This window comes from Spirillospora sp. NPDC047418, from assembly GCF_040643275.1.
In the GTDB taxonomy this organism is placed as follows: domain Bacteria; phylum Actinomycetota; class Actinomycetes; order Streptosporangiales; family Streptosporangiaceae; genus Spirillospora.
The window spans coordinates 1-22,366 of sequence record NZ_JBEYTW010000041.1 but is presented as its reverse complement, the minus strand read 5'-3'; the positions used below and the strand labels follow the sequence as shown (position 1 = coordinate 22,366).

Sequence of the window (22,366 nt, the reverse complement as noted above, 5' to 3'; positions counted from 1 at the left end):
TGATGCTTTATCGTCGATCACGGACGAAACGAACCTCCCACGAAGGACCGTGACATGAGCGAGCTGCGCGTTCCCGGCGCCACCCTGCACTACCAGGTACGCGGAGCCGGCCCGATGCTGTTGATCTCCCAGAGCGGCGAGGGCGACGCCGACCGCACCGCCGACCTGGTGGAGCACCTCGCCGCCGACTTCACCGTGGTGACCTACGACCGGCGCGGTCTGTCCCGGAGCACGCTCGACGACCCGGCGTGCGGTGCGACGATGGCCGAACACGCCGACGACGTGCACCGCCTGCTCACCCAGCTCACCGACCAGCCCGTCCAGATGCTCGGCTGCAGCCTGGGCGCGGTCATCGGGCTGCACGTAGCGGTGCGGCACCCGAACCAGATCGGCACGCTCGTCGCCCACGAGCCGGTCGCGCCACGCCTGCTCCCCGACGACCAGCGAGTACGGCACCAGCGCGAACTGGCCGACGTCCAAGAGCTTTACGCCCGTGAGGGCCTGGGCGCCGCATTCAAGGTCATCGCCGACATCCTCGGCATCGACCCGGCCGACCCGGACGCCGAGCCCGGCCTCACCCCGCAGCCGATGACGCGGGACCGGGTCGCCAACTTCGACTACTTCATCCGGCACGACTTCTCGGCCGTCATCACCGACGACCCGCCGGTCACCGGCCTCGCCCACGCCAAGACCCGGATTCTCCCGGCCGCCGGGACGACGACCCCGCACCACGTCTTCGACCACCAGTGCGCCGAGGCGCTGGCCGCCCTGCTCGGCACCGAGATCGTTCGCTTCCCCGGCGGCCACAACGGCAACACCGCACACCCTCGCGGCTACGCCACCCTGCTCAGGCAGATCTTCCAGGTCTGACAACCACATCCCCCGCAGCAGTACAGACCGTCGACGCCCCTTCGGTCAGGTCAAGTCCAGCGGCCTGAAGCTGGTCGAGGAGGTGCCGCAGTTCGAGGGCTGCTCGTAATGTCACTCCCCCTCCCTACAGTGGACGCGTGGCTGAAGACCGGGTTGCTTGGGACGAGCTCTTGGCGGCGGGCCTCCTGCACGGGGTGCGGGAGGCGCACCGCGAGGCGACGCGCGCCCTGTTCAACGGATTGAGCCGTGAGGCGGGCTTCAAGGAGCGGACCTACGGCGTCGGCGCGTTCGAAACGCTGGCGCACCACCTCGACCGCGTTCTCGGCCGGGGCGAGATGGCGAAGCAGGTCGTCCGGGACGATCTGAACGGCTCGCCCGGCTGGCGCTACGGGCGTTATCGCGTCCTGCTCAAGCGGCACGAGTTCGGCAACGTCCGGGGCATCCGGTGGGACCGGGCCAGCCCCACCAAGCAGGCCGTCGCCCGCCAGGGATACGTGGACGACCCGCAACTGACGCTGCCGCTCGGCCTGGAGGCTCACGACACGCCCGGCGTCGTGACCTTGGTCCTCGCGCACAGCGCCACCGAGGACCCCCTCGAAATGGAGCTCTTCCTGGGCCGTCCCCGATGGAACGCGGACGGCGGCACCGCCTGGCACTGGGTGAAGCAGCTGGACGACACCATCGGGCCCGATCCACGTCGTAAGCTCGTCGAGCGGACGATGCCGCTCTGGGACGACAAGGAAGACGACGTCCCCATGCGGCTCCGCGGGGAGACGAAGACGGCCTAGCAAAGGGTGGCGCAGGGTGCTGTTCGACTGCGAGCGGCTGACGCTGGCCCGGCGGCTCAGAGGCTTGCGGAAGAACCAGCTCGCGGACGCCGTCGGGACGACGCCGAAGGCGATCGGACGGTACGAGGCGGGCGTCCAGCCCCCGGACGAGCTGACGCTGAAACGGCTCGCCATCGCGCTCGGCGTCCCCGTCGAGTTCTTCCAGGCCGGCCGCAGCTCCGTCTCCATGGACGGCGCCCATTTCCGGTCGCTCAGGTCGACCAGCCAGATCGAGCGCGACCAGGCGCTCGCCTACGGACGCATCGCCACCGACGTCGTCGCCGCCCTCGAAGACCTCGTCGACTTCCCCGAAGTCGACCTGCCCGAATATCCGGTGTCGCCGGACGAGATCGCCGGGCCCGGCCCCATCGAAGCCGCCCGGCTGACCCGGAAGTCGCTGCTGGCGCAGGCGGGCCCGGTGCCGCACGTCGTCCGGCTCCTCGAACAGCACGGCGTGATCGTCCTCGTCCTGCCGCGGGCGGCGGAGCGGGTCGACGCGTTCAGCGTGGGCGTCCACCCGAGGCCGATGGTCTTCTTCAACCCGGCCAAGGGCGACTACTGGCGCAACAGGTTCGACGCGGCCCACGAACTGGGGCATCTGGTCATGCACGCGGACGCCGAACCCGGCGAGAAGGTCGTCGAAGACCAGGCGCACCGCTTCGCGGCCGAATTCCTCATGCCCGAGCAGGACATCGCCGCCGAACTCCCCGGCGCCCCCGACTGGGACCGCCTCGCCCACCTCAAAACGACCTGGGGCGTCAGCCTGGCGGCGCTCCTCTACCGGGCCCGCACCCTCGGCATCATGAAGGAGACCGCGTACCGGAACGCGATGAGCGCCATGAGCTCGCGCGGCTGGCGCCGCCACGAACCGGGCCAGGGGAAGCCCTTGGAGCAGCCCACGATGCTGACCCGCGCCATCGAGATCGTCGCCCAGGCCGGCACCGACCGCGACGGCGTCGCCGACCGCGCCCGCGTCCCCCGCGCCGACCTGGACCTCCTCGTCCCCCCGCGCTAACCCCGCCCCCGGCCCGAAGACCACCCTCGCCCGCCGGCGGCGACGTCCCAACAGCGACCTACGCCGGGATCAGGCCGAGCTGTTTCATCTGTGCAAGGGTGTCGACGATCCCCCACGTCTCAGCGATCCGGCCGTCCACAAAACGGACGATCATGATCTCCTTGTACGTGATGAACCTGCCGGTCGGCGGGACGCCCATGTACTCGCCCTGGTGGGTCCCGGTCACCGTGTTCCTGAAGACGAGTTTGTCGCCTTCGGCGATCACGTCCTCGACCTCGATGTGAAGGTCGGGGAACGCGCGGAGGAGCATCGCGACCACCTGCTTGAGCGCATCCCCGCCCGTCGCCCCGATCGGCAACGGCGTCCGGATCAGCACGTCCGGCTGGACGACCTCGTCGATCACCTTCCGGAAGACCTCCACGTCACCGCTGCTCTGGGCCTCCTGCAAACGGCCGAACGCCGCCTTGTTGCGCGCTATCTGATCTGCTGACATGTCCCTGTCCAAGGTCAACTCGCCTTCGCCGGCCCGGCGGACACCCGCCGGGCGGTAGCTCATCGTGCAGGAGGTGGCTCCCCGGCCACCGGTGGTTCAGAATCCGATGGCCTCGCGGAGCAGCAGGACCGTGCCGCGCCCGGGACGGATTTCGGCGTTGAGGACGAGGAGCCGGTTGACGGCGCTGGGCGACCCGTAGGCCGCTTCGGTGCGGACGCTCTCCAGCGGAAGGCAGTGGTCCTCGACGCGACGCAGTGCGGCGCTCAGATCGGGGACCACCTTCTGCGCCCCTACGATCCAGATCGCGCGGGCGGCACCGCCTGCATAGCCCGGCAGCTGGCTTCCGCTCCCCGAGGCGATCACGAGGGAACCGGTCTCGGTGACCGCCTGCACGCTGCCCACGATGACGTCGGGGACAGCGCTCAGCCGCCGGATATCGTCGCCCTGCGTGGCCCGGTCCATGGCCAGGACGCGTGGCCTGATGGCCCGGTACCGTCCGCCGGCGTTGATGTCCTCGTCGATCCCGGACAGGCGGAGGGTCTCGCTGGCCCCGGTGAACACCTCGGCACCCTCGGGGATCAGATCCTTGATGCGGGTACGCGCGGACGCCACGTCGTTGAGGACTTCCACGGTGAAGCCATGCGCGACCAGCGCGGCGGCCGCCCGCTCCAGGCGCCGCGCCGGGGCCGGGTCGGCGAACACGGTGTCGTGCAATGAAGTGGTCATGATGTCGCTGAGCTCCCTGTTCGCTGGATGATGGGCTCGTCTCAGCAGTCCGACAACACGGCCCCCGGGAATGTGAGGCCGGCACGGCGCCTCACATTCCGGTGCGCTGTCTTGTCGAACCGGTGAAGGCGGAAGCGATCGAGGGGAGGCGACGGCACCATGACCACCCGATCCGGGCCGGACGCGGTCGACTCGGGCGGCGGCGGCCGACCCGACGCGGGCCTGGACGCGATCATGAGCGAGCGGCGCCAGCTGATCAATCTGGCGTACCGGCTGCTGGGTTCCCTGGTCGAGGCCGAGGACGCCGTCCAGGAGACCTACACCCGCTGGTACGCCATGTCACGTCAGCAGCAGGACGCCATCGCGTCCCCCGGCGCCTGGCTGACGACGGTCGCCAGCCGCATCTGCCTCAACGTGCTCAGGTCGGCGCGGGCCCGGCGGGAGACCTACGTCGGCGAATGGATCCCCGAGCCGCTCCCCGGAAGCACGGAGTGGACCAGCGGACGCCCGGGCGGCACCGCCGCCGACCCCGCAGACCCCGCCGACCGGGTCACGCTGGACGAGTCGGTCAACCTGGCCTTCATGATCGTGCTCGAATCGATGACCCCGGCCGAACGCGTCGCGTTCATCCTGCACGACGTCTTCTGCCACTCCTTCGCCGAGGTGGGCGAGATCGTCGGCCGTTCCCCGGCCGCATGCCGCCAACTGGCCTCCTCGGCCCGCCGCCGCATCCGGGCCGCACACCCCTCCGCGGTCCCTCCCGCCCAGCGCGCCGACATCGTCCGCGACTTCAAGCAGGCATGGGAGGCCAAGGACATCGATGCCCTCCTCGCGCTCCTCGACCCCGACGCCACGGCCATCGCCGACGGCGGCGGGCTCGCCTTGACCTTCCTGGACCCCATCGAAGGCGCCGAGTCGATCGCACGCGCCTGGATCGACCTCGCCGGGCGGCGGCCCGACAACATGATGGTGCTGGAGCGCACGGTCAACGGCCAGCCCGGTCTGGTGGCCCAGGAGGACGGCGTCACCGTGACGGTGTTCGCCTTCGACATCGCCGACGACCAGATCAAGCACATCTGGGTCATGCGCAACCCCGAGAAACTCCGCCCCTGGACGACGACCTGACCACCCGCCACAGTGGCCCGGGGAGCATCGGGGCGGTCGGGGCGGTTGCGTCCGGGCGGTGTGTGTATCGACCATTTTTCCTTGTCAGCGGGCACCTTGGAGTTACATATCTCTGTCCGGAGGTTTCCTGCGCGTCCGTGATCCGCTGTGAGACCCTCCGAGGGTCGTCGGGGACGTACGGGACGCTGGAGATCTTGTGCTGGACAATCGGCAGGCAGGTCCGACCGCGTTGCGCATGCAGATCGGGGCCCGGCTCCGGCGGATGCGCGAGGACCAGGGCATCGGACGGGCGGAGGCGGGCGACGCGATCCGCTCCTCGGCGTCCAAGATGAGCCGGCTCGAACTGGGGCGGCACGGCTTCAAGGCCCGGGACGTCCTCGACCTGCTCGACCTCTACGGCGTCCGCGACGAGGACGAGCGCGCGAGCTTCCTGGAACTCGTCCGGGAGGCGAAGAAGCCCGGCTGGTGGCAGAGCTACGGCGACGTCGTGCCGAGCTGGTTCGAGCAGTACCTCGGGCTGGAGCAGTCGGCGACGACGATCCGCAGCTACGAGGTCCAGTACATCCCCGGCCTGTTACAGACGCGCGACTACGCGCGGGCCGTCATCGGGCTCGAACACCATGACGCCCCGTACGACGGGCTCGAACGGCGGCTCACCGTCCGGATGACCAGGCAGCGCATCCTGCACCGGCCGGTCGGCCCGGCGACGCTGTGGGCGGTCATCGACGAGGCGGCGCTGCGCCGGCCGTTCGGCGGGCCGGAGACGATGCGCACCCAGATCGAGCACCTCATCGCCGTGTCGGAGGGCATGCCGAACGTGCGGCTACAGGTCCTGCCGTTCTCCGCCGGCGGGCATCTCGCGCTCGGCGGGCCGATCACGGTCGTCCGGTTCGCCGAGCACGACCTGGACGACCTCATCTACCTGGAGCAGCTCACCGGCGCCCGCTACCCCGAGGGGACCGAGGCCGCCCGCTACCAGAAGATCATGGACCTGCTCGCGATCCGCGCCGCCCGCCCCGCCCGCACCACCGCCTTCCTCAAGGACCTCCTCAACGACTACTGACCCCGGCCCAGCCCGCCCCAGCGCGTCCCGACCCGGCCCGACACGACACGGCCCGACTCGGCCCGTCCCGACTCGGCCGGGCTCGCGCGGGACCGGCTCGTCGTAGGAAGGCCGGGGTCAGTAGGAACGCGGCCGCGCCGATCGGCATCGCCGCGCCCGCCAGCGCCACCAGGCCCGGCACGGCGGACTGCGCGACGCCCCACGACGACCCGAAGAACGCGAACCAGCGGGGCCGCTCCGCCTCCGGCGCGAAGTCGGCGATCATCGCCTGCCAGCGCCCCATCAGGACGCTGTCGGCGACCGCCCAGGCCAGGTACGCCCCGACCGTCAGCGGGACGGCCCGGCCGACGGCCAGCACCAGCGCGAGCACTCCGAGGACGCCGCACCCGACGGCGAGGACGGGCTCGTGCGCGAACCCGTTCAGACGGCGGCGCCCCAGGCGTCCGGTCACGGGTGCGAGCAGCGCGGCGACGGTCAGCGTCAGCCCGGGAAGCCACGCGGGCGCGCCGCGCTGGAGCAGCACGAGCGGCATGAACATCAGCACGGCCAGATAGCCGCACGCGAACGCCGTGCCTGCAATGGTTAGCCGGAGCAACCGCCGGGACGGACGCCATGGGGCGGCCGGCGTCCGCTTCGCCGAGGGTTCCCGTTCCAGGAACGCCAGCGCCACGGCGGCCGCCAGCAGGCAGGTCGTCCCGTCCACGACCGCGAGCCAGCGCGCACCCAGCGGCAGCAGGACGGCGGCGAGCAGGCCGCCGAGCGCTCCGGCGGCGACCAGGGACGTTCCGAGCAGCCCGTAGATGTCGCCGCGCAGCCCGTCGACCCTGGCCAGTGCCTCCTGCGTCGCGGGCTCCTGGATCTCGAAGGCCAGGCCGACCAGTGCGACCGCGGCCAGCACCTGCCCGCTCCCCTGCGCGGCGGCCAGGAGCAGCAGGGCCGCGCCCGTCGACGCCAGGCCGAGGACGACGAGCGTCCGCGGCGCGAACCTGTCGAGGAGCACGCCGCCGAGCCAGCGGGAGACCAGCGCGGCGACCCCGAAGACGGCCAGCGCCGCCGCCGCTAGGTCGGCGCCCGCCAGCACGGCGAGGAACGCCATCACGTACGCGCCGAGCTGGTTGATCACTCGGACGCACACGAGCGCCTTCACCGGACGCGGCAGATCTCCCATCACGAAGCGGAGGCTACGATCCGCCACCGACAGAACACGCTCCCACACCATGATCGAACACATGTTTGAGCGAAAACGGTACAGTGGGCGGCATGTTCCAAGGCTCGCTACTGGACTTCACGGACGAGTCCGGCCCGCGTCCGCCGGCGTCGGCGCGCCGTACGCGGCTGGCCCACGGCGCCTGGGTGGACGTCCTGCCCGGCTGGATCCCCGGCGCGGACGCGCTGTTCGAACGGCTGCTCACGTCCGTCCCATGGCGCGCGGAACGGCGACGCATGTACGAGCGGGTCGTGGACGTCCCCCGCCTACTGGCGTTCTACGACGAGAGCACGCCGCTCCCCGATCCCGTCCTGGACGAGGCGAAGGCGGCGCTCGACGACCACTACGCCGACGAACTCGGTGAGCCGTTCCGTACCGCCGGCCTCTGCCTGTACCGGGACGGCCGCGACAGTGTGGCGTGGCACGGCGACACCATCGGACGCGGTGCCACGCACGACACGATGGTCGCGATCCTGTCCGTCGGGACGCCGCGAAGCCTGCTGCTGCGTCCCCGGGGCGGCGGCCGGACGATCCGCCACGAGCTGGGGCACGGCGACCTCATCGTGATGGGCGGGAGCTGCCAGCGGACATGGGAGCACGCCATCCCGAAGAGCGCCCGCGTCACCGGCCCCCGCATCAGCATCCAGTTCCGCCCCCGCGGCGTACGCTGACCCACTGAACGCAGGGCTCGTGATCTTTCCGAGGAGGATCGCCATGACGGTCACGCTCGTTTGGGCCGCAACCCGCGCCGGTGCCTTCGCATGATCTCCCTCGACGCGATCACCGCCGCGACGCGGGCACTCCTGGCGACCGCGTCCGGGCTCGGCGACGCCGACGTCCGCGGCCCGTCCCTGCTTCCGGGCTGGACGCGCGGACACGTCCTCACCCACGTCGCCCGCAACGCCGACGGCGGCACGCGCCTGCTCACCTGGGCGCGCACCGGCATCGAGTCCTACGAGTACCCGAGCCTGGACGCCCGCGCCGCCGAGATCGAGGAGGGCGCGAACCGCCCCGCCGACGTGCTCCTCGATGACGTCCGCCGATCCGCCGACCGGTTCGCCGAAGCCTTCGCCCTCATGCCGGACCAGGCATGGGACCGGACCGTCCAATGGACGACCGGCGCCCGCCACCCCGCCGCCCGCGCCGCCGACTCGCGCCTCACCGAGGTGCTCATCCACCACGTCGATCTGGACGCCGGTTTCACCCCCGGCGACTGGCCCGCCGACTTCACCAGCCGCATGCTGGCCGGCGTCACGGCATCCTTCGCCCGCCGCGACGACGGCCCGGTTCTCCGCCTGCACGCCACCGACACCGGCGAAGACCACGGCACCGGCGACCACCTGGTGACCGGCCCCGCCGCGTCCCTCCTGGCCTGGCTCCTGGGCCGCTCCCCCGCCACCGGCCTGACCGGCGCCGCGCACCTCACGATCCCTTTCCTGTACTAGCCCGTCCCGTCTTCCACTTCAGGAGGCTGGCAGGGCGGACGTCGGAGGGGCGCCGGGCGGGCGTCTGGCGCGATTTTGTCAAAGATCGCTGGTAAAGGCGTCGACGGGCCACAATGGTCGACAATTATTGAGAGTGGCGCGGAAAATGAGTCACGAGACTCAAACCAGATCCAGGTCGCCGTCCCGGACGGCGTCCACCAACGCATTCCACTGCATGTGGCCGAGGGCGATGACACCGGCGGAGTGGTCGCGCGAGTCGCGGACCAGCACCGAGGCGTCCAGTGCCGCCACCTCCACGCAGTTGGTTTCACTGGCGCTCGCACTGCTCTTCCGCCAGTTCAGCACGTCTCCCCGAGTCGACCGGTAGACCATCCAGCAACCTCCGTCCATTGCCGGCGGGTGCCGTCTCGCCAACCGATCGGGCGAGAACACCCGCCGGACGAGCACCGAGCAGGGGCACAGCAAACCACGACCTTGTGGATAATTTCCCAATCACGAGTGTAAACGGTTCTAGTTATCCCGCCTACAAGGGAACACAAGATCACGCTGCGTGCTATGACGGCCACTCGCCTTGTCGGATGTCCGCTGCGGCCTTCACCTCCGGTCGGGTCGAGTTGCGGTTCCTGAGTCAGGCCGTGTCTCCGGAGTCGGGCATGGTTCCGGAGTCAGGCCATGAGGTCTTCGGCGGCCTGCCGCATCAGGTCAATGGACTGATCGGCCGGCAGCGCCTGTTCCAGCAGGAGTTCGAAGGTGTCGCGGTATTCGATGATCGTGTCGTCCTCGCCGCTGATCATCACGCTCGCGCCCGACCGCCCCTCCAGATAGAGGACGTCGTCGAGGTCGCCGTCGAACTCCAGGATGCTGAACGGCCCCTCCATGCCGAGGTGCGCCCCCGTGTTGAACGGGATGACCCGCACCGTCAGGAAGTCGTCGCGCTCGGCGGCGTCGGCGACGTGGTTGAGCTGGGCGGGCATGATCGCGGGGTCGGTCCTGATGCCGACATGCCGGCGGATGACGGCCTCGTCGATGATGTAGTGCTGGCGGGGCGGGTTCTCCCGCTTGGCTAGTTCCTGCTGCCGCTGAATGCGCAGCTTCGCCGCGAGCACCCGCGCCGTTTCGGACGCCTTGCCGGTCGACAGGACCTCGGCGTACTCGGGCGTCTGGATGAGCCCGGGGACCGCCGCCCCATGGAACTGCCGGATGAAGGCCGCGCCCGCCGAGTACCCGACGTAGTTGAGAAAGCTGGGGTCGAGCTCACCGCGGTAGACGTTCCACCAGGCGGGTTCGCGCGCGCCGCGGGCCAGTGCCTGCAGCCGCTCCTGGCGCCCCTCCGAGGTGACGTCGTACACCGCGAGGAGGGCCTGCAGGTCGGTCCGGGTGATGGCGTTCTTACCGCCCTCGACCCGGATCAGCTTCGACGGGGACCACTCGAGCTGCCGCGCCACCTGCTCCTGCGTCAGTTTCTTCTGTTTGCGGAGCCGGACGAGCTCCGCTCGCAGCAGCGCACTCTGGACTATCGGCCCCTGGTCACTGGACATCGCGATCGCTCACTCTAAGTAGTTGGTGCCAGCAACCTGGATGCTACATGGCAAACGGGGACCTGACATCCCGCTTGCCACCACAGCGCTACATCTCTTGGTCATACGATCTTCGCTCCACGCGCCAGACCCCGTCATATCGCCCAAAACGCGCGTCGGAAGCTGCCAGACTGCTGCACACCGGTTGACTATGTTGTAATGTGCTAGGTAGCAGAATAACAGACGACGACTTGCAACGGGACGCCGCGCCACATCGAGGTGGTCGGCAGCCTGACGCAGGGTGAGGGCCCGGACGGGGAAGCGCGTCATCCCGGACGGGCGCTCGCGACCGGCGCGCACACACGCGGGCCACGGGGTAACGGGCACGCCGGCGACGCCGGTGCGGGCAGCACGAACGGGACGCGCACCGAACGGGGAGGTCAGCCACACCACGAGACTTCGGCACCGCCGGCGGGAACGACCGGCGACCGGCCATGAAAAACAGAGTCGCCCGCCGCTTTCAGCCGATCACCGGTTTGGCAGCCACGACGATCGACGGAAGGCGGAGAGCGACTCCCGAGCCGCACGAAAGCGCGCCGGCGGGTCTGCGCAGATACCCTGCGGAAACGCAGAAAGATCCAGGCTGACCTGCCAAAACGATTTCTGCGGACTCACCCAGTCTAACCGCGATCACGCGGAACGGGCTATAGGTGATGCGACTTCGGCCGCCGTGACCGATGCCGGGCGATCCCGGGCACCGGCGCACGGAAGCCGAATGCGCGCTTCGAGGCATGGGGTCCCTGACATGTCAAGACAGCAAGTTCATCCCCCGACCGTTGACGTCCACCCCACGAGTTCTTCCAGCCCCACGAGTTCCCTTCGGCCGGCCGCCGGGGCGGTGTTCGGATGAGCGGACACGACCACCGGCATGACCCGGACCAGATCGTCCGCCCGGACGCGTCCTCCACCGGTTCCGGGAGCGGGCGCGGCCTGTCTTCGACCCAGAACACCGACCTGGTGAGCATGGCGGCCGTCGGCGACCCGGCGCCCGCGCAGGCCGCTCCGCCCCCGGCGCCTCCGGCGTCTCCGGCGTCCGGCCGGGCGGGCGGATCGTCCCAGCGGCCCGGGTTCTGGCTCTCCCTCACCACCATCGAGCAGGCGTGGTTCCTCGCTACCGCGCAGGAGGTCGTCTACCCGGCCGGCGCGGTGCTCTGGCGGGAGGGCCAGGCCGCCGACCACACCATCGTGATCAAGCATGGCTCGGTGCGGGTCTGCATGGAGCGGGACGGGTACGAGCGGATCATCGCCTTCCGCGGCCCCGGCGACATCATCGGCGAGCGCGCCGCGCTGCTGCTCCGGCAGCGCTCGGCGACCATCGTCGCGATGGAGACGCTGCACGCACTGCGCCTGACCACGCAGCAGTTCGTCACCTACCTCAGCAACCACCCGCGCGTGATCGCCGTCATGGAACGCGAGATGTACTACCGGCTCACCGAGCAGTCGGGGGCCCTGCGGGACGAGACGGGGCAGTACACGGCACCGCACGCGCCGCACGCACCGGGGCCGGCCGCCCGGTACGGCTCACCTCAGACCTGTACGACGGTGCACATACCGCTACCGCCGGTCTGGCCGCACGACCCGCACGGAGTCCCGGCCCCGTCCGGGCCGCCCGGCCCCTACGCCGCGGCTGACCATTACAGGCCACCTCCGGGCCCGCACGCGGCGCCCAACCCGTCCATGACGACCGACCCGCACGCGACGGCGGACCCGTACGCGACGGCGCCTGACCCTTATGCGACGTCGCCTGACCTCTATGTGACGACCGTCCCTTACCTAGCGCCGGACCCGTACGCGACGACGGGTCCATACGCGACGGACGGCTCGTACGCGCCGGTCGGCCCGTACATGGCGGCCGACCCGTACGCGGTGCCGGTCGCCGACTCGTATCGTGCGGTCCGGCCCCATAGCGCCGGCCGACGGCACCCCGCGGCCGAGTCGCCTGCCGATCGGTGGGCCCACGTGGAGGCGGCGGCCGGCGTGTCCCGGCCGCCGGGCCCGGCGGCCGACGTCCAGGTCCCGTCCCACGGGCAGCCCACCCGGCCCATGACGATCAGGCCCTCCGCCCCCGCCGGTCCGGCGTGGGCGGGTCCGAACTGCACCATCGTGTACACCGACATCGCCGGCTTCAGCTCGCGCGTCCGCGACGAGGACGACCGGCTCGAGGTGCGGCGCGCCATGTACACCGCCCTGCGGGAGTCCTTCGAGGATTCGAGGGTGCCGTGGGACGCCTGCCACAGCGAGGACCGCGGCGACGGCGCACTCATCGTCGTCCCGTCCGGGATACCGACCGCCGCCGTCGTCGACCCCATGATCGCCGCGCTCGGGATGCGGCTGCGGCGCCACAACCACCGGTCGAGCGAGGCGGTCCGCATCCAGCTCAGGGTCGCGCTGGACGTCGGGCCCGTGCTGCCCGATCCGCCCGGCGTGTCCGGCTGGACGATCATCAACGCGGCCCGGCTCCTCGACGCCGCCCCGTTCAAGGAAAGGCTCGCCGCGACGGGCGCCGACCTCGGTGTCATCGCGTCGAGGTTCGTCTACGACTCCGTCATCGCCCACAGCCCCGGCTACGTGAACGCCGCCGAGTACGAGCCCATCGGCTGCAGGGTGAAGGAAACGGACATCGAAGGCTGGATCCACCTGCGCGGCCTGCCCGCCCGATCCGCCCTCTGACCGCACGAAGCCGCTCCCGGCCCGTCCCCGCGCGGGCCCCTCACACCTTGTCGGACACCCCGCGCGCACCGATGCCGCGGGGTTTTCCACGTCCCCGCACCCCGCGCCGCACGCCGCGCCCGGCCCCGGCCGTCCCGCGCCCCGCCCCGGCCGCCCCGCGTCCGGCCTCTCAGGAACCCTGGCCGGTGCGGTCTGGAACGTTCCGGGGAACGCACAGGACGAAACGGGCACCGCGCTCGCTGTCCTCGATCGTGAGGGTCCCGCCGTGCATCCGCGCGATCTCGCGCGCGATGGGGAGGCCGAGGCCGGTGCCGGCCGGGTCGCGCGCCTTGCTGGCATCGAGCCGGGCGAACCGCTGGAAGACCATGTCGCGGTGCTCCCTGGCGATGCCCGCCCCATCGTCCTGCACCTCCAGGACGGCCTGGCCGTCGCTGCGCCGGACCGTGACGTCGACCTGCGACTCGGCGTGCCGCTCGGCGTTGTCCAGCAGGTTCGTGAAGAGCCGGACGAGCCGGAGCCGGTCGCCGCGGATCGTGACGCCCTCCTGGAGGTGCGGGACGATCCGCTTCGTCCGGTCCGACCGCGCCACCTCGATCGTGACGAGGGCACCGAGGTCGATCATCTCGATGTCCTTCCAGGCGGCGGCGTCCAGGCGGGCCAGTTGCAGCAGGTCCGTGACGATCGCCTGCAGCCGCTCCAGGCTCTGCAGGACGGCCCGCGCCGTGCGCGGCCAGTCGACGTCGTCCGGGTAGAGGAGCGCCTCCTCGATCTGCGTGCGCGCGGCGGCGATCGGGCTGCGCAGGTCGTGGGACGCGTCGGAGGTGAAGCTGCGCTGCCGCTCCAGGGCGCTGTCGAGGCGGTCGAGGGTCGCGTTCGCGGCCTCGGCGAGCCGCCGGATCTCGTCCCGGTTCTCCGGGACCGTGACCCGGCGGCCCGACTGCAGCGCGGTGATCTCCGCCAGTTCGCGCCGGATCGCGTCCACCGGGGCGAGGGTCTGGTCGACCGTCCCCCAGGCGCGCAGGCAGGCCAGCAGGGTCACCAGCAGCGAGACGCTGACCAGGAGCATGGTCAGGCCGGGGCTGACGTACCAGGGGACGGTGGGCGCCGCGGCGTAGACGATCCAGTCCCCGCCCGGTTGGTAGACGCGGAACCCGATCACCCACGCGCAGCCGTGCAGATCCGCCGAGGAGCACACGTCCCGGGTCGCGTACACCTGGGCCTGCGACGGGTGGAAGTGGGCGATCGGCGGGCCGTCCAGGGCCGGGCCCGGGGTGCCCGCGATCACCGTCCGGTTCTCGTCCATGACCTGGACGACCACGTCGCCCGGCGCGTCGAGATTGCCCCGCACCGGACCGCGGCGCATCTCGTAGCTGATCCGCAGTGCCGCGGCCGTCGCCTGGCTGCGCTTGGAGTCGGTCTCGGAGCCGCGCACCTCCACGAGGATCAGGATGGCGACGATGACGCAGATGATGGCGGTGACCATTCCGGCCATCACGGTCATCCGCACCCGTATGGACCATGTGCGCCGTCCGTACACCCGACCTCCCGCAGGTAGAGGTATTCACCGCCCAGACCGGAATCAGTCCTCTGAACTGCAGCAACGCACCCAAGAAGGTCCAAAGAAATAGTTGCCGACGCTGTGGCCCCACCCTCCGGCCCCGTCCGCTGGACGGCGCGGGCCGGTCATGGCGGACGGTGCGGGCCGCTTCAGGCGGGCGCGACTCGGGTCCGGCGGGGTGGATGGCGCGGGTCGGCCGCAGCAGAAGCCGGAGCGCTGGACGGGTGCGCGGTTAGCATGGCCGGTTATGGAGCTGCGCCAGCTGGAGTACTTCGTCGCGGTCACCGAAGAGGCGAGCTTCACCAAGGCCGCCGCGCGGCTGCACGTCGCTCAGCCGGGCGTCAGCGCACAGATCCGGCAACTGGAGCGGGAACTGGGCCAGCCGCTGCTGGACCGCTCCGGCCGGACGGTCCGGCTCACCGAGGTCGGCGCCGCCGTCCTGCCCTACGCGCGGGCGGCGCTCGCGGCCGTCGAGGGCGCGCGGCTGTCGGTGGACGAGCTGACCGGCCTCCTGCGCGGGCACGTCACCGTCGGCACCATCGACTGGATCAGGTCGCTCGACCTTCCCGGCATGATCGCCGAATTCCACCGCGACCACCCGGATGTGGAGGTCACGGTCATCCAGGAGGACGCCGACACCCTGACCGACCGGCTGCGCACCGGACGCGTCGACCTCGCGTTCCTCAGCCTCGGCGCCGAACCGCCCGAGGGCATCGCGACCAGGGTCGTCATCGAGCAGGAGGTCTACGCCGCCGTCACCCGTGATCATCCGCTGGCGCGGCGCGACACGATCACGCTGCGGGCGCTCGGCGACGAGCCGCTGATCAGCCTGCCGAAGGGCACCGGGCTGCGGGCCGTCCTGGACGCGGCCTTCGCGGACGCCGGCCTGCGCCCGCGCATCGCGTTCGAGGCCGGCGAGCCGCCCGTGCTGGCGCAGATCGCCGCGCACGGGCTCGGTGTCGCCGTGCTGCCCGAGTCCGCCGCCCGCGGCCTGCCGGACGCGCTGCACGCGATGCCGATCGTCCGGCCCCGGCTGAGCGGCCGGATCGTGCTGGCCTGGCGGGCGGACGGCCCGCGCAGCCCGGCGGCGCGGGCGTTCACGGCCCACGCCCGCCGGCTGCTCCCCTGACGCGCACCGGCCAAGGTCTTCGTGCTGCCAGGGCCGGTCGCGGCCGCGCCTCAGGCCGCCTTGGCCTGCTCGCTCCGCGACGCCTTCAGGACATGGCGCAGGACGTCCGGTTTGTTGGTGATGATCCCGTCCACGCCGAGGCTCGCGGCCTTCTCCATGTCGCCGCGGTCGTTCACCGTCCAGGTGAGGACGTCCATGCGGGACGCATGCACCTTCTTGACATAGGACGCGGTCAGGTCACCGAATGTCGGGTTGATCTGGTCGGCGTACTTCGCGAGTTTCGGCAGGTCCGCGACCTTCGGGGTGCCGAGCAGGCCCGTCGGCACCTTCGGCAGGACGGCGTGGAACCGCCGCACGGAGTGCCAGTCGAAGGACTGGACGGCGAGGCGCCGCTCCCGCGGATCATGCCGCAGCCAGGACGGCGAGTGCTTCAGCGCCGCGGCGACCCGCTTCTCGATGCCCGGGTACAGGGCCGGGCTCTTGATCTCCAGGAGCATGCCGAGCCCCTTGCCGCGCATCGTGGACAGCACCCTGCCCAGCGTCGGGACGCGCTCGCCCTTGTACTTCGCCGCGAACCACGACCCCGCGTCCAGCTTCTCGATCTCGGCGAGGGTGAAGTCGGCGACCTTCCACGGCTTGCGGTCCGGGTAGACGTCCTCCGCGTTCGTCGTCCTGGCGAGCGTGGTGTCGTGCATGATCACGAGCTTGTGGTCCTTGGTCTCCTGGACGTCCAGCTCGAACATGTCGGCGTGCTTGGCCTTGGCCAGCTTGAACGCGGCGAGCGTGTTCTCGGGCGCGTACGCGGACGCGCCGCGGTGCGCGACGTCCACGATCCGGGCGCGCAGCGCACTCCCGACACCCGGCCGCGGCGCCGGCGCCACCCCCGGCTGCTGCACCCCCGGCTCCGAAGCACCAGGCTGCGTCGAACCGGGCTGGGATACACCCGGCTGGGACGCGCCAGGCTGCGAGGCGTCGGGCTGCGAGGCGTCGGGCTGGGTCGCTCCCGGTCGTGGGTCACCAGGCCGCGGCCCGCCACCGGGCCGCGGCGCACCAGCGTCCGCCGCGCCGGGCTGCTGGCCCGACTGGTGAACCGGTTGCTGACCGGGCTGCTGGCCGGGCTGCTGCGGGGCCAGGACCGGGTCGGGCCCGGGATCGGCGGCCGCCGCCGTCGCCGGGGCCACGAGCGTCGCGGTGGCCGTGATGGCAAGGAGCGCGAGACGATTCCGTCGGTGCATCTGTCACCTTTCGGGAGCCGGAGCTGTCCGCCCCAACCCTCGGGCCGTCCGGTGACACCGGAATTACGGGCCGGCAGCAGACCGTGTACTCACAGTGACGATACGCAGCCGAACCGTCCGCACCGCGCAGGACACGGCGCTTTCGCCGGAATGGCGAGCCCCGCTACTCGGACTCTTCCGACTTGTCCGGCGTACGCGCGCTCTTGGCGGCCTTCGAGAGGATCAGCGCGCCGACCAGCAGCCTCCGGCTCCGCCGCAGCGGCCGCGGGATCCGGATCCGCCGGACGGCCCGCTCCCCTTCGAACGCGGCCTCCGGTTCACCCTCGGCCAGCGGACGCCCCGCCGCACCGAGCCGGGGCGTGCCGAGCCGTGTCGGACGGCTCCGCCCGCGCAGCGTCACCGACCGGCCGATGTCCCATTCGTCCGACTCGGCGAGATGCGCCAGGTCGAGCACGGTCGCCGAGGCCAGCACCCGTCCCGCCTCGCCCTTCGCCAGGTCGCTGAGCCGGGCCGCCTCGTTCACCGGGTCGCCGATCACCGTGTACTCGTACCGCTCCTCCGCACCGATGTAGCCGGCGACGACCGGGCCCGCGGACACGCCGATCCCCGCGTCCAGCATCGGCACCTCGGCGCGCAGCCGCACCGCGAGCTCGCGGGCGGCGCCGAGCGCGCCGCCGGCCGAGTCCTCCATCCGCGTCGGCGCCCCGAAGATCGCCAGTGCCGCGTCCCCCTCGAACTTGTTGATCCAGCCGCCGTGCCCGGCCACCACCGTCACCACGACGCCGAAGAACCGGTTGAGCAGCCCGACGACCTCGTCCGGTCCGCGCGTGTCGGCGAGCCGGGTCGACCCCGTCAGATCGACGAACAGGACGGCCACCTCGCGCGTCTCGCCGCCGAGCGTGATGTCGCCGCGCTCCAGCGCCAGGTCGGCGACGTCCTCGCCCACCTGCCGCCCGAACAGGTCGCGCAGCCGCTCGTTCTCGCGCAGGCCGGCGACCATGTGGTTGAACCCGGCCTGCAGCTGCCCGACCTCGCTCGCGTCGTAGACCGCGACCTCGGCGCCCAGGTCGCCCCGCTCGACCTGTGCCATCCCCTTCCGGACGGCCTTGATCGGATCCGCGATCGCCTGTGTCGCCATATAGGTGACATAGACCCCGGCCAGGATGGCCACGCCACCGAGCCCCAGGATCGTGATCGCGAGCTGCTCGACGTTGATGTCGGGGGCGGCGAGCGCGGCGATCGCGACGCAGATCAGCCCGAACACCGGGATCGCCGTCCCGAGCGCCCAGGCGAGCATCACCCGCGTCGTCACCCCGGGCAGCCAGAACCTCTTCGGACGTTCCGCCCCGAGCACCAGCGCCGCCGCCGGCCGCAGCAGCCGCTCCGACAGCAGGTACACGATCGTGCACGTCGTCGCCGCGCCGAGCAGGCACGTCAGGCCGGTCTTCACCGCCAGCCGCCCGGTGAACAGCACCAGATCGAGCACCGCCCAGCCCAGCGCGCCGACCGTCCACAGGGCCCCGATGAGCAGCGTCAACCGGAGCGGCCCCAGCAGGACGGCCCGCCGCTGCTCCCGACCGGGTTCTCCCCCGTCCCGGACGAACATGACGACGGGCCGCCACAGCCACAACCCCATGACCAGCGCCACCGGAGCGGCCACCACCGGATAACTGAAGAACGCCACCGCGTTCACCATGTGGACGTAGTCGCGGTCGTCCAGCGGCGGATCGGGCACGACGAACGTCGCGAACAGCAGCACGACCAGCGAACCGACCAGGTTCGCCACGCCCACCACAACCAGCAGAACCCAGCGCACACGGATCTCAAGCCTGCTGGTCACGCGCGCCTCCGGGGGGATGGAACCGCCAAAGGGAATCATCCCACGGAGGTCAGGCGCTGGTGCTCTCCACCGCCACCTTCATCTCTGCGCTCTGCGAGTTCCGCCGGACGAACGGCCACCCGACCACGATGAGCGCGACCCACGCGGCCATGACGTACAGCGCGATCCGTGTATCGGCCTGCCATGCGATCGTCACCGTGACGAACGCGAAGAACGCCAGCACGGCCCAACTGCTGTAGGGCGCCCACGGCATCCGGTACGGCGACTTGGGCAGCACACCCGCCGTAGCCCGCCGCCGGTAAATCATGTGCGCGACCAGGATCACCGTCCACACCAGCAGTGCGCCACCAGTCGAAACCGACGTGATGTACTCGAACGCCTTGTCCGGCACGATCGCGTTGACGACGACACCGATCCCCATGACGAGCGCCGAGATGACGACCGTCAGTACAGGAACCCCACGCCCGTTCAACCGTCCGAGGACCTTCGGCCCGTCACCGTTGACCCCGGCCGTCCGCAGCATCCTGGACGTCGAGTACAGCCCGCCCGCGTTGCAGGACGACAGCGCCGCGGTCAGCACCACGAAGTTGACGATGTCTCCCCCACCGGGGATGCCGATCTTGTCGAACGCCAGCACGAACGGGCTCGCCCCGCCCTTGAACGCCGTCCACGGAACCACCGCGAGGATGACCAGCAGCGACCCCAGGTAGAACAGCGCGAACCGCAGCGGCAGCGCGTTGATCGCCCGCGGGATGTTCTTCTCGGGGTCCTTGGCCTCGCTGGCCGTGACCCCCACCAGCTCGACGCCCAGGTAGGCGAACATCACCATCTGCAGCGTCATGATCGTCGCCGAGTACCCCTCAGGGAACACACCGCCGTGATCCCACAGATTCCCGACGCTCGCCGTATCCCCGGCATCACTGAACCCGAAGGCCAGCACCCCGATCCCCACGAGGATCATCATCACGATCGCCGCGATCTTGATCATCGCGAACCAGAACTCCAGCTCACCGAAGAGCTTCACCGAGATCAGGTTCACCGTGAACAGCACGAGCAGCGCCACCAGCGCCGTCTGCCACTGCTCCACGCCCGGCCACCACTTCTGGATGTACTTGCCCGCCGCGGTGAGCTCCGCCATCCCGGTCGTCACCCAGATGATCCAGTACGTCCAGGTCGTGGCGTATCCCCAGAACGGACCGAGGAACTCCCGCGCATACCCGGCGAACCCGCCCTCCGCCCGCCGGTACGTCAGCAGCTCGCCGAGCGCCCGCATGACGAAGAACAACGCCAGCCCCGCGACGGCGTACGTCAGGATCAGACTCGGCCCCGCCTTGGCGATGTTCTCCCCGGCACCGAGGAACAACCCGGTGCCGATCGTCCCCCCGATCGCCAGCATCTGGATCTGCCGCGTACCGAGCCCTCTCTGGTAGTCCTCGGCGCTCTGGTCTGGGAGCTTTGCGACCACGCCGACCTCCCTTCTCCGGCCGTCCTGGCACAGACGGCGCCACCCTCCGGTCACGCACGGTTGCGCAACCCGGACAGACTAGGACCCCAAGCCGCAAACTCGTGTCACTCGCCAGCAATCCGTACTCACCCGGTACCTCTCCGTTACCGCTCTATCCCCCACCGCCTCCCCCGTTAACGAGTTGGCGCCGCCCTCAGCCATCGCGTATGCTCTCGGACGTGCCAGACGCCGGGGGGCCACCACCGGCCGGCACACCCCTCCAGAGCCACTAAGCTCGGAGCAGCAAGGTCCTGTGGAGCAGCTAGGAGTGCTCGCCACCCTGTCAAGGTGGAGGCCGCGGGTTCAAATCCCGTCAGGACCGCCAGGCGCACCAAGCGTCCTGGGCAGGTAGCTCAGTCGGTACGAGCGTCCGCCTGAAAAGCGGAAGGTCGGCGGTTCGACCCCGCCCCTGCCCACCGCAGATGACCAGCCAAAAGGCCCGGAACCTGATCAGGTTCCGGGCCTTTGACGACAGTCCTGACGACAACGCTGCCTCACGCCGGGTTCCAGTCACCCAACGGACGGCCGCAACCGACGAAGTCGTGATACTCGTCCGCGAGAACACCCTGGTTCACCCATCGCCCTGCAGCGGCAGCGAGTTCCCGCTCAGCAAGGGTGATCGCCTCTTCAGCGGATGCCGTCTCCCCAACGGTCTCGGCACCGTCCCCGTACTCGTCCTCATAGAAGGCCCCGAACTCGTCGACGGGAAGGCCTTCTGCCTCTTCGACGACGTAAAGCCGAACGACGAAGCCATGATGGCGGTTTGCCGGCCAGATGCAGGCGTAGCGCAGCCCTCGCCGCCCCTCCTCTTCGAAGGCACTGAGAAGCTGCTCAATGCCTCTCCCGCGCCGAAGGGCGCCAGCAGCGAACGACCCCGCCAAGTAACGCATGGCGCCACCCTACGAAGCCGCAGAGACAGCAAGGAGGCCCGGACGTGACGTCCGGGCCTCCTCGGGCTGACTTGTCTAGCCGAGGGCATCCCCGAACTTGTGAAGCACCGCGCGCTTCCCGTCGAGGGTCGGTGTGCGTAGATCGTCATGGTCACCTCGTTGTCGCTGTGCCCGACGATCTCTCGCACGTGACCGCCCAGCGCTCAAAAGGCTGAAGAGATCACATGACTCCGTCTCGTTTCAGCGCTGCACGAATCCGCCAGCCATGTCCTGCGTCGAGTCCGAGCCGCTACGTGGTCGGCTTCGTCCGAGCCTTAACCGTTTACTGACCGGCACGATTTCAGCTGTTTTGGCCGCTGTCCTATCCGGTTCTGGAAGGATAGGTCCATGGGGTATTGGGGCACATATATAGTCGCGCGCAGCAGCCGCCCGATTATGGAACTCGACGCGCTACGGGCGTCGGCGGAACAGCTGGCCTGGCACGGCGTAGCCTCGGACGGCTGGCAGGTGGCGCAGATCCACCGTGGCCCGGAGGGGTGGGAGTCGACGTCGCTGCCCGCTGAATGGGAGCACCTGCTCGTCGCGGTGATGGAGCAGACCGGGCATCCCGTGCTCGCCGCTGTGGTGATGGATAGCGACGGCGCCCAGTTGATCGGCTTCAGCCCGAAGGCGGGCCGGTGGGGCGGCTGGCTTGAGCTGGACAGCATCATCGGGCACATCATCCCCGAGGCGTGGCCGTACTTCTATGAGGACGAGAACGGCGAGATGCAGCCCGATGAGGGCGAGGACTACCAACGCCGACGCCGCGCGGCCGAACAGCAGATGCATGCGGTGGGGCCGCCCGCTCCCCTCGCGGCGCCATTGGCCGTGCAGTGGGCGACCGAGGCCGGGTTCACGTCAAACATCGCCGCTGTGCAGGCCGTTCTGGACGGTGGAGAGGTCTTCGTCGAGGACCTTTTCTTCCGACTCCTCGAGACGCTCGGCCTGCCCGAGTTCGCAGACGCCAAGTCCTGACCATCAGCACCTACAGGTCGACGAGGACACCGGTTGAACGTGCCCGAAGCAGGGGCTTCATAGCCTCCAGGCGCCCGCGCACCGCTAACCTCGATCTTTCACAGCACCGACTGGGTTGTGTAGCGGCCTGACTCGGTGTGCGTTTTGTGTGGGTGGTCAGGCTGGTGGCCCGGATGTC

At 70.4% G+C, this 22,366-nt stretch carries 20 protein-coding genes and 2 tRNA genes; 12 read left to right on the top strand and 10 right to left on the bottom strand.

Features of this window, described 5'->3' with window-relative positions; all coding sequences use genetic code 11:
- Positions 1–54 precede the first annotated feature (54 nt).
- From ABZ806_RS24375 to ABZ806_RS24365, 3 genes are all read left to right on the top strand, one after another.
- The gene (locus ABZ806_RS24375) at positions 55–870 is read left to right on the top strand and encodes an alpha/beta fold hydrolase (RefSeq protein ID WP_500219679.1); all 816 of its coding nucleotides are present in this window, start codon (positions 55–57) and stop codon (positions 868–870) included.
- Between the two features lie 137 nt (positions 871–1,007).
- Entirely contained in the window at positions 1,008–1,658 is a 651-nt protein-coding gene (locus ABZ806_RS24370) for a hypothetical protein (protein ID WP_500219678.1), read from the top strand.
- 16 nt (positions 1,659–1,674) lie between these two features.
- Complete coding sequence (locus ABZ806_RS24365; protein WP_500219677.1) at positions 1,675–2,712, top strand: XRE family transcriptional regulator; 1,038 nt, start codon at positions 1,675–1,677, stop codon at positions 2,710–2,712.
- A 58-nt stretch (positions 2,713–2,770) separates the two neighbouring features.
- Here ABZ806_RS24365 and ABZ806_RS24360 read toward each other — a convergent pair whose 3' ends face one another.
- Together ABZ806_RS24360 and ABZ806_RS24355 are read right to left on the bottom strand one after the other, a co-directional pair.
- On the bottom strand, positions 2,771–3,205 hold the full coding sequence (locus ABZ806_RS24360; RefSeq protein ID WP_500219676.1) for an ester cyclase: 435 nt from the start codon (positions 3,203–3,205) through the stop codon (positions 2,771–2,773).
- 96 nt (positions 3,206–3,301) lie between these two features.
- Entirely contained in the window at positions 3,302–3,931 is a 630-nt protein-coding gene (locus ABZ806_RS24355) for an LUD domain-containing protein (RefSeq protein ID WP_500219675.1), read from the bottom strand.
- 159 nt (positions 3,932–4,090) lie between these two features.
- On the opposite strand from ABZ806_RS24355, the gene sigJ reads away from it, so the two are divergent.
- Both sigJ and ABZ806_RS24345 read left to right on the top strand, forming a co-directional pair.
- A complete protein-coding gene (gene sigJ, locus ABZ806_RS24350; protein WP_500219674.1) occupies positions 4,091–5,056 on the top strand; it encodes an RNA polymerase sigma factor SigJ in 966 nt (321 codons plus the stop codon).
- A gap of 235 nt (positions 5,057–5,291) precedes the next feature.
- Positions 5,292–6,119 carry a Sco1979 family transcriptional regulator gene (locus ABZ806_RS24345; protein ID WP_500219673.1) on the top strand — a complete coding sequence of 276 codons (828 nt, stop codon included), beginning with the start codon at positions 5,292–5,294 and terminating at the stop codon, positions 6,117–6,119.
- On the opposite strand, the gene ABZ806_RS24340 is transcribed toward ABZ806_RS24345, so the two are convergent.
- Positions 6,106–7,287, bottom strand: a complete 1,182-nt coding sequence (locus ABZ806_RS24340; protein WP_500219726.1) for an MFS transporter — start codon at positions 7,285–7,287, stop codon at positions 6,106–6,108. The two genes, ABZ806_RS24345 and ABZ806_RS24340, sit on opposite strands and share 14 nt — an antisense overlap.
- Positions 7,288–7,379: 92 nt before the next feature.
- On the opposite strand from ABZ806_RS24340, the gene ABZ806_RS24335 reads away from it, so the two are divergent.
- Both ABZ806_RS24335 and ABZ806_RS24330 read left to right on the top strand, forming a co-directional pair.
- Positions 7,380–7,997 carry an alpha-ketoglutarate-dependent dioxygenase AlkB gene (locus ABZ806_RS24335; RefSeq protein WP_500219672.1) on the top strand — a complete coding sequence of 206 codons (618 nt, stop codon included), beginning with the start codon at positions 7,380–7,382 and terminating at the stop codon, positions 7,995–7,997.
- Between the two features lie 90 nt (positions 7,998–8,087).
- A complete protein-coding gene (locus ABZ806_RS24330) occupies positions 8,088–8,771 on the top strand; it encodes a maleylpyruvate isomerase family mycothiol-dependent enzyme (protein WP_500219671.1) in 684 nt (227 codons plus the stop codon).
- A 159-nt stretch (positions 8,772–8,930) separates the two neighbouring features.
- Here the strand turns inward: ABZ806_RS24330 and ABZ806_RS24325 are convergent, their stop codons facing one another.
- Together ABZ806_RS24325 and ABZ806_RS24320 are read right to left on the bottom strand one after the other, a co-directional pair.
- A complete protein-coding gene (locus tag ABZ806_RS24325) occupies positions 8,931–9,143 on the bottom strand; it encodes a DUF397 domain-containing protein (RefSeq protein WP_500219670.1) in 213 nt (70 codons plus the stop codon).
- A gap of 293 nt (positions 9,144–9,436) precedes the next feature.
- A complete protein-coding gene (locus tag ABZ806_RS24320; RefSeq protein WP_500219669.1) occupies positions 9,437–10,309 on the bottom strand; it encodes a helix-turn-helix domain-containing protein in 873 nt (290 codons plus the stop codon).
- An 885-nt stretch (positions 10,310–11,194) separates the two neighbouring features.
- Here ABZ806_RS24320 and ABZ806_RS24315 point away from each other — a divergent pair.
- Positions 11,195–13,018, top strand: a complete 1,824-nt coding sequence (locus ABZ806_RS24315; protein WP_500219668.1) for a cyclic nucleotide-binding domain-containing protein — start codon at positions 11,195–11,197, stop codon at positions 13,016–13,018.
- 169 nt (positions 13,019–13,187) lie between these two features.
- Here the strand turns inward: ABZ806_RS24315 and ABZ806_RS24310 are convergent, their stop codons facing one another.
- The gene (locus ABZ806_RS24310) at positions 13,188–14,519 is read right to left on the bottom strand and encodes a sensor histidine kinase (protein ID WP_500219725.1); all 1,332 of its coding nucleotides are present in this window, start codon (positions 14,517–14,519) and stop codon (positions 13,188–13,190) included.
- 304 nt (positions 14,520–14,823) lie between these two features.
- Between ABZ806_RS24310 and ABZ806_RS24305 the strand changes: the two genes are divergently transcribed.
- Positions 14,824–15,705: a LysR family transcriptional regulator gene (locus ABZ806_RS24305; protein ID WP_500219667.1), complete on the top strand. Its 882-nt coding sequence runs from the start codon at positions 14,824–14,826 to the stop codon at positions 15,703–15,705.
- Between the two features lie 50 nt (positions 15,706–15,755).
- On the opposite strand, the gene ABZ806_RS24300 is transcribed toward ABZ806_RS24305, so the two are convergent.
- From ABZ806_RS24300 to ABZ806_RS24290, 3 genes are all read right to left on the bottom strand, one after another.
- Complete coding sequence (locus ABZ806_RS24300; protein ID WP_500219666.1) at positions 15,756–16,601, bottom strand: glycerophosphodiester phosphodiesterase; 846 nt, start codon at positions 16,599–16,601, stop codon at positions 15,756–15,758.
- Between the two features lie 502 nt (positions 16,602–17,103).
- The gene (locus ABZ806_RS24295) at positions 17,104–18,780 is read right to left on the bottom strand and encodes an adenylate/guanylate cyclase domain-containing protein (protein WP_500219665.1); all 1,677 of its coding nucleotides are present in this window, start codon (positions 18,778–18,780) and stop codon (positions 17,104–17,106) included.
- A gap of 49 nt (positions 18,781–18,829) precedes the next feature.
- Positions 18,830–20,245 carry an amino acid permease gene (locus ABZ806_RS24290; protein ID WP_500219664.1) on the bottom strand — a complete coding sequence of 472 codons (1,416 nt, stop codon included), beginning with the start codon at positions 20,243–20,245 and terminating at the stop codon, positions 18,830–18,832.
- Positions 20,246–20,531: 286 nt separating this feature from the next.
- Between ABZ806_RS24290 and ABZ806_RS24285 the strand changes: the two genes are divergently transcribed.
- Both ABZ806_RS24285 and ABZ806_RS24280 read left to right on the top strand, forming a co-directional pair.
- A tRNA-Asp gene (locus ABZ806_RS24285) sits at positions 20,532–20,609 on the top strand.
- A gap of 17 nt (positions 20,610–20,626) precedes the next feature.
- Positions 20,627–20,700 (top strand) — tRNA-Phe (locus ABZ806_RS24280).
- Positions 20,701–20,778: 78 nt separating this feature from the next.
- Here the strand turns inward: ABZ806_RS24280 and ABZ806_RS24275 are convergent.
- On the bottom strand, positions 20,779–21,174 hold the full coding sequence (locus tag ABZ806_RS24275; protein WP_500219663.1) for a hypothetical protein: 396 nt from the start codon (positions 21,172–21,174) through the stop codon (positions 20,779–20,781).
- A 435-nt stretch (positions 21,175–21,609) separates the two neighbouring features.
- Between ABZ806_RS24275 and ABZ806_RS24270 the strand changes: the two genes are divergently transcribed.
- The gene (locus ABZ806_RS24270) at positions 21,610–22,188 is read left to right on the top strand and encodes a hypothetical protein (RefSeq protein ID WP_500219662.1); all 579 of its coding nucleotides are present in this window, start codon (positions 21,610–21,612) and stop codon (positions 22,186–22,188) included.
- Positions 22,189–22,366: the final 178 nt, after the last annotated feature.

What these genes read in the sequence shown, in the direction of transcription:
- ABZ806_RS24270 (WP_500219662.1), top strand. Translation starts at nt 21,610, where the DNA reads ATGGAACTCGACGCGCTACGGGCGTCGGCGGAACAGCTGGCCTGGCAC.
- ABZ806_RS24355 (WP_500219675.1), bottom strand. Translation starts at nt 3,931, where the DNA reads ATGACCACTTCATTGCACGACACCGTGTTCGCCGACCCGGCCCCGGCG.
- ABZ806_RS24320 (WP_500219669.1), bottom strand. Translation starts at nt 10,309, where the DNA reads ATGTCCAGTGACCAGGGGCCGATAGTCCAGAGTGCGCTGCTGCGAGCG.
- sigJ (WP_500219674.1), top strand. Translation starts at nt 4,091, where the DNA reads ATGACCACCCGATCCGGGCCGGACGCGGTCGACTCGGGCGGCGGCGGC.
- ABZ806_RS24335 (WP_500219672.1), top strand. Translation starts at nt 7,380, where the DNA reads ATGTTCCAAGGCTCGCTACTGGACTTCACGGACGAGTCCGGCCCGCGT.
- ABZ806_RS24375 (WP_500219679.1), top strand. Translation starts at nt 55, where the DNA reads ATGAGCGAGCTGCGCGTTCCCGGCGCCACCCTGCACTACCAGGTACGC.
- ABZ806_RS24360 (WP_500219676.1), bottom strand. Translation starts at nt 3,205, where the DNA reads ATGTCAGCAGATCAGATAGCGCGCAACAAGGCGGCGTTCGGCCGTTTG.
- ABZ806_RS24345 (WP_500219673.1), top strand. Translation starts at nt 5,292, where the DNA reads ATGCAGATCGGGGCCCGGCTCCGGCGGATGCGCGAGGACCAGGGCATC.
- ABZ806_RS24315 (WP_500219668.1), top strand. Translation starts at nt 11,195, where the DNA reads ATGAGCGGACACGACCACCGGCATGACCCGGACCAGATCGTCCGCCCG.
- ABZ806_RS24325 (WP_500219670.1), bottom strand. Translation starts at nt 9,143, where the DNA reads ATGGTCTACCGGTCGACTCGGGGAGACGTGCTGAACTGGCGGAAGAGC.
- ABZ806_RS24310 (WP_500219725.1), bottom strand. Translation starts at nt 14,519, where the DNA reads ATGACCGTGATGGCCGGAATGGTCACCGCCATCATCTGCGTCATCGTC.
- ABZ806_RS24305 (WP_500219667.1), top strand. Translation starts at nt 14,824, where the DNA reads ATGGAGCTGCGCCAGCTGGAGTACTTCGTCGCGGTCACCGAAGAGGCG.
- ABZ806_RS24330 (WP_500219671.1), top strand. Translation starts at nt 8,088, where the DNA reads ATGATCTCCCTCGACGCGATCACCGCCGCGACGCGGGCACTCCTGGCG.
- ABZ806_RS24275 (WP_500219663.1), bottom strand. Translation starts at nt 21,174, where the DNA reads ATGCGTTACTTGGCGGGGTCGTTCGCTGCTGGCGCCCTTCGGCGCGGG.
- ABZ806_RS24340 (WP_500219726.1), bottom strand. Translation starts at nt 7,287, where the DNA reads ATGGGAGATCTGCCGCGTCCGGTGAAGGCGCTCGTGTGCGTCCGAGTG.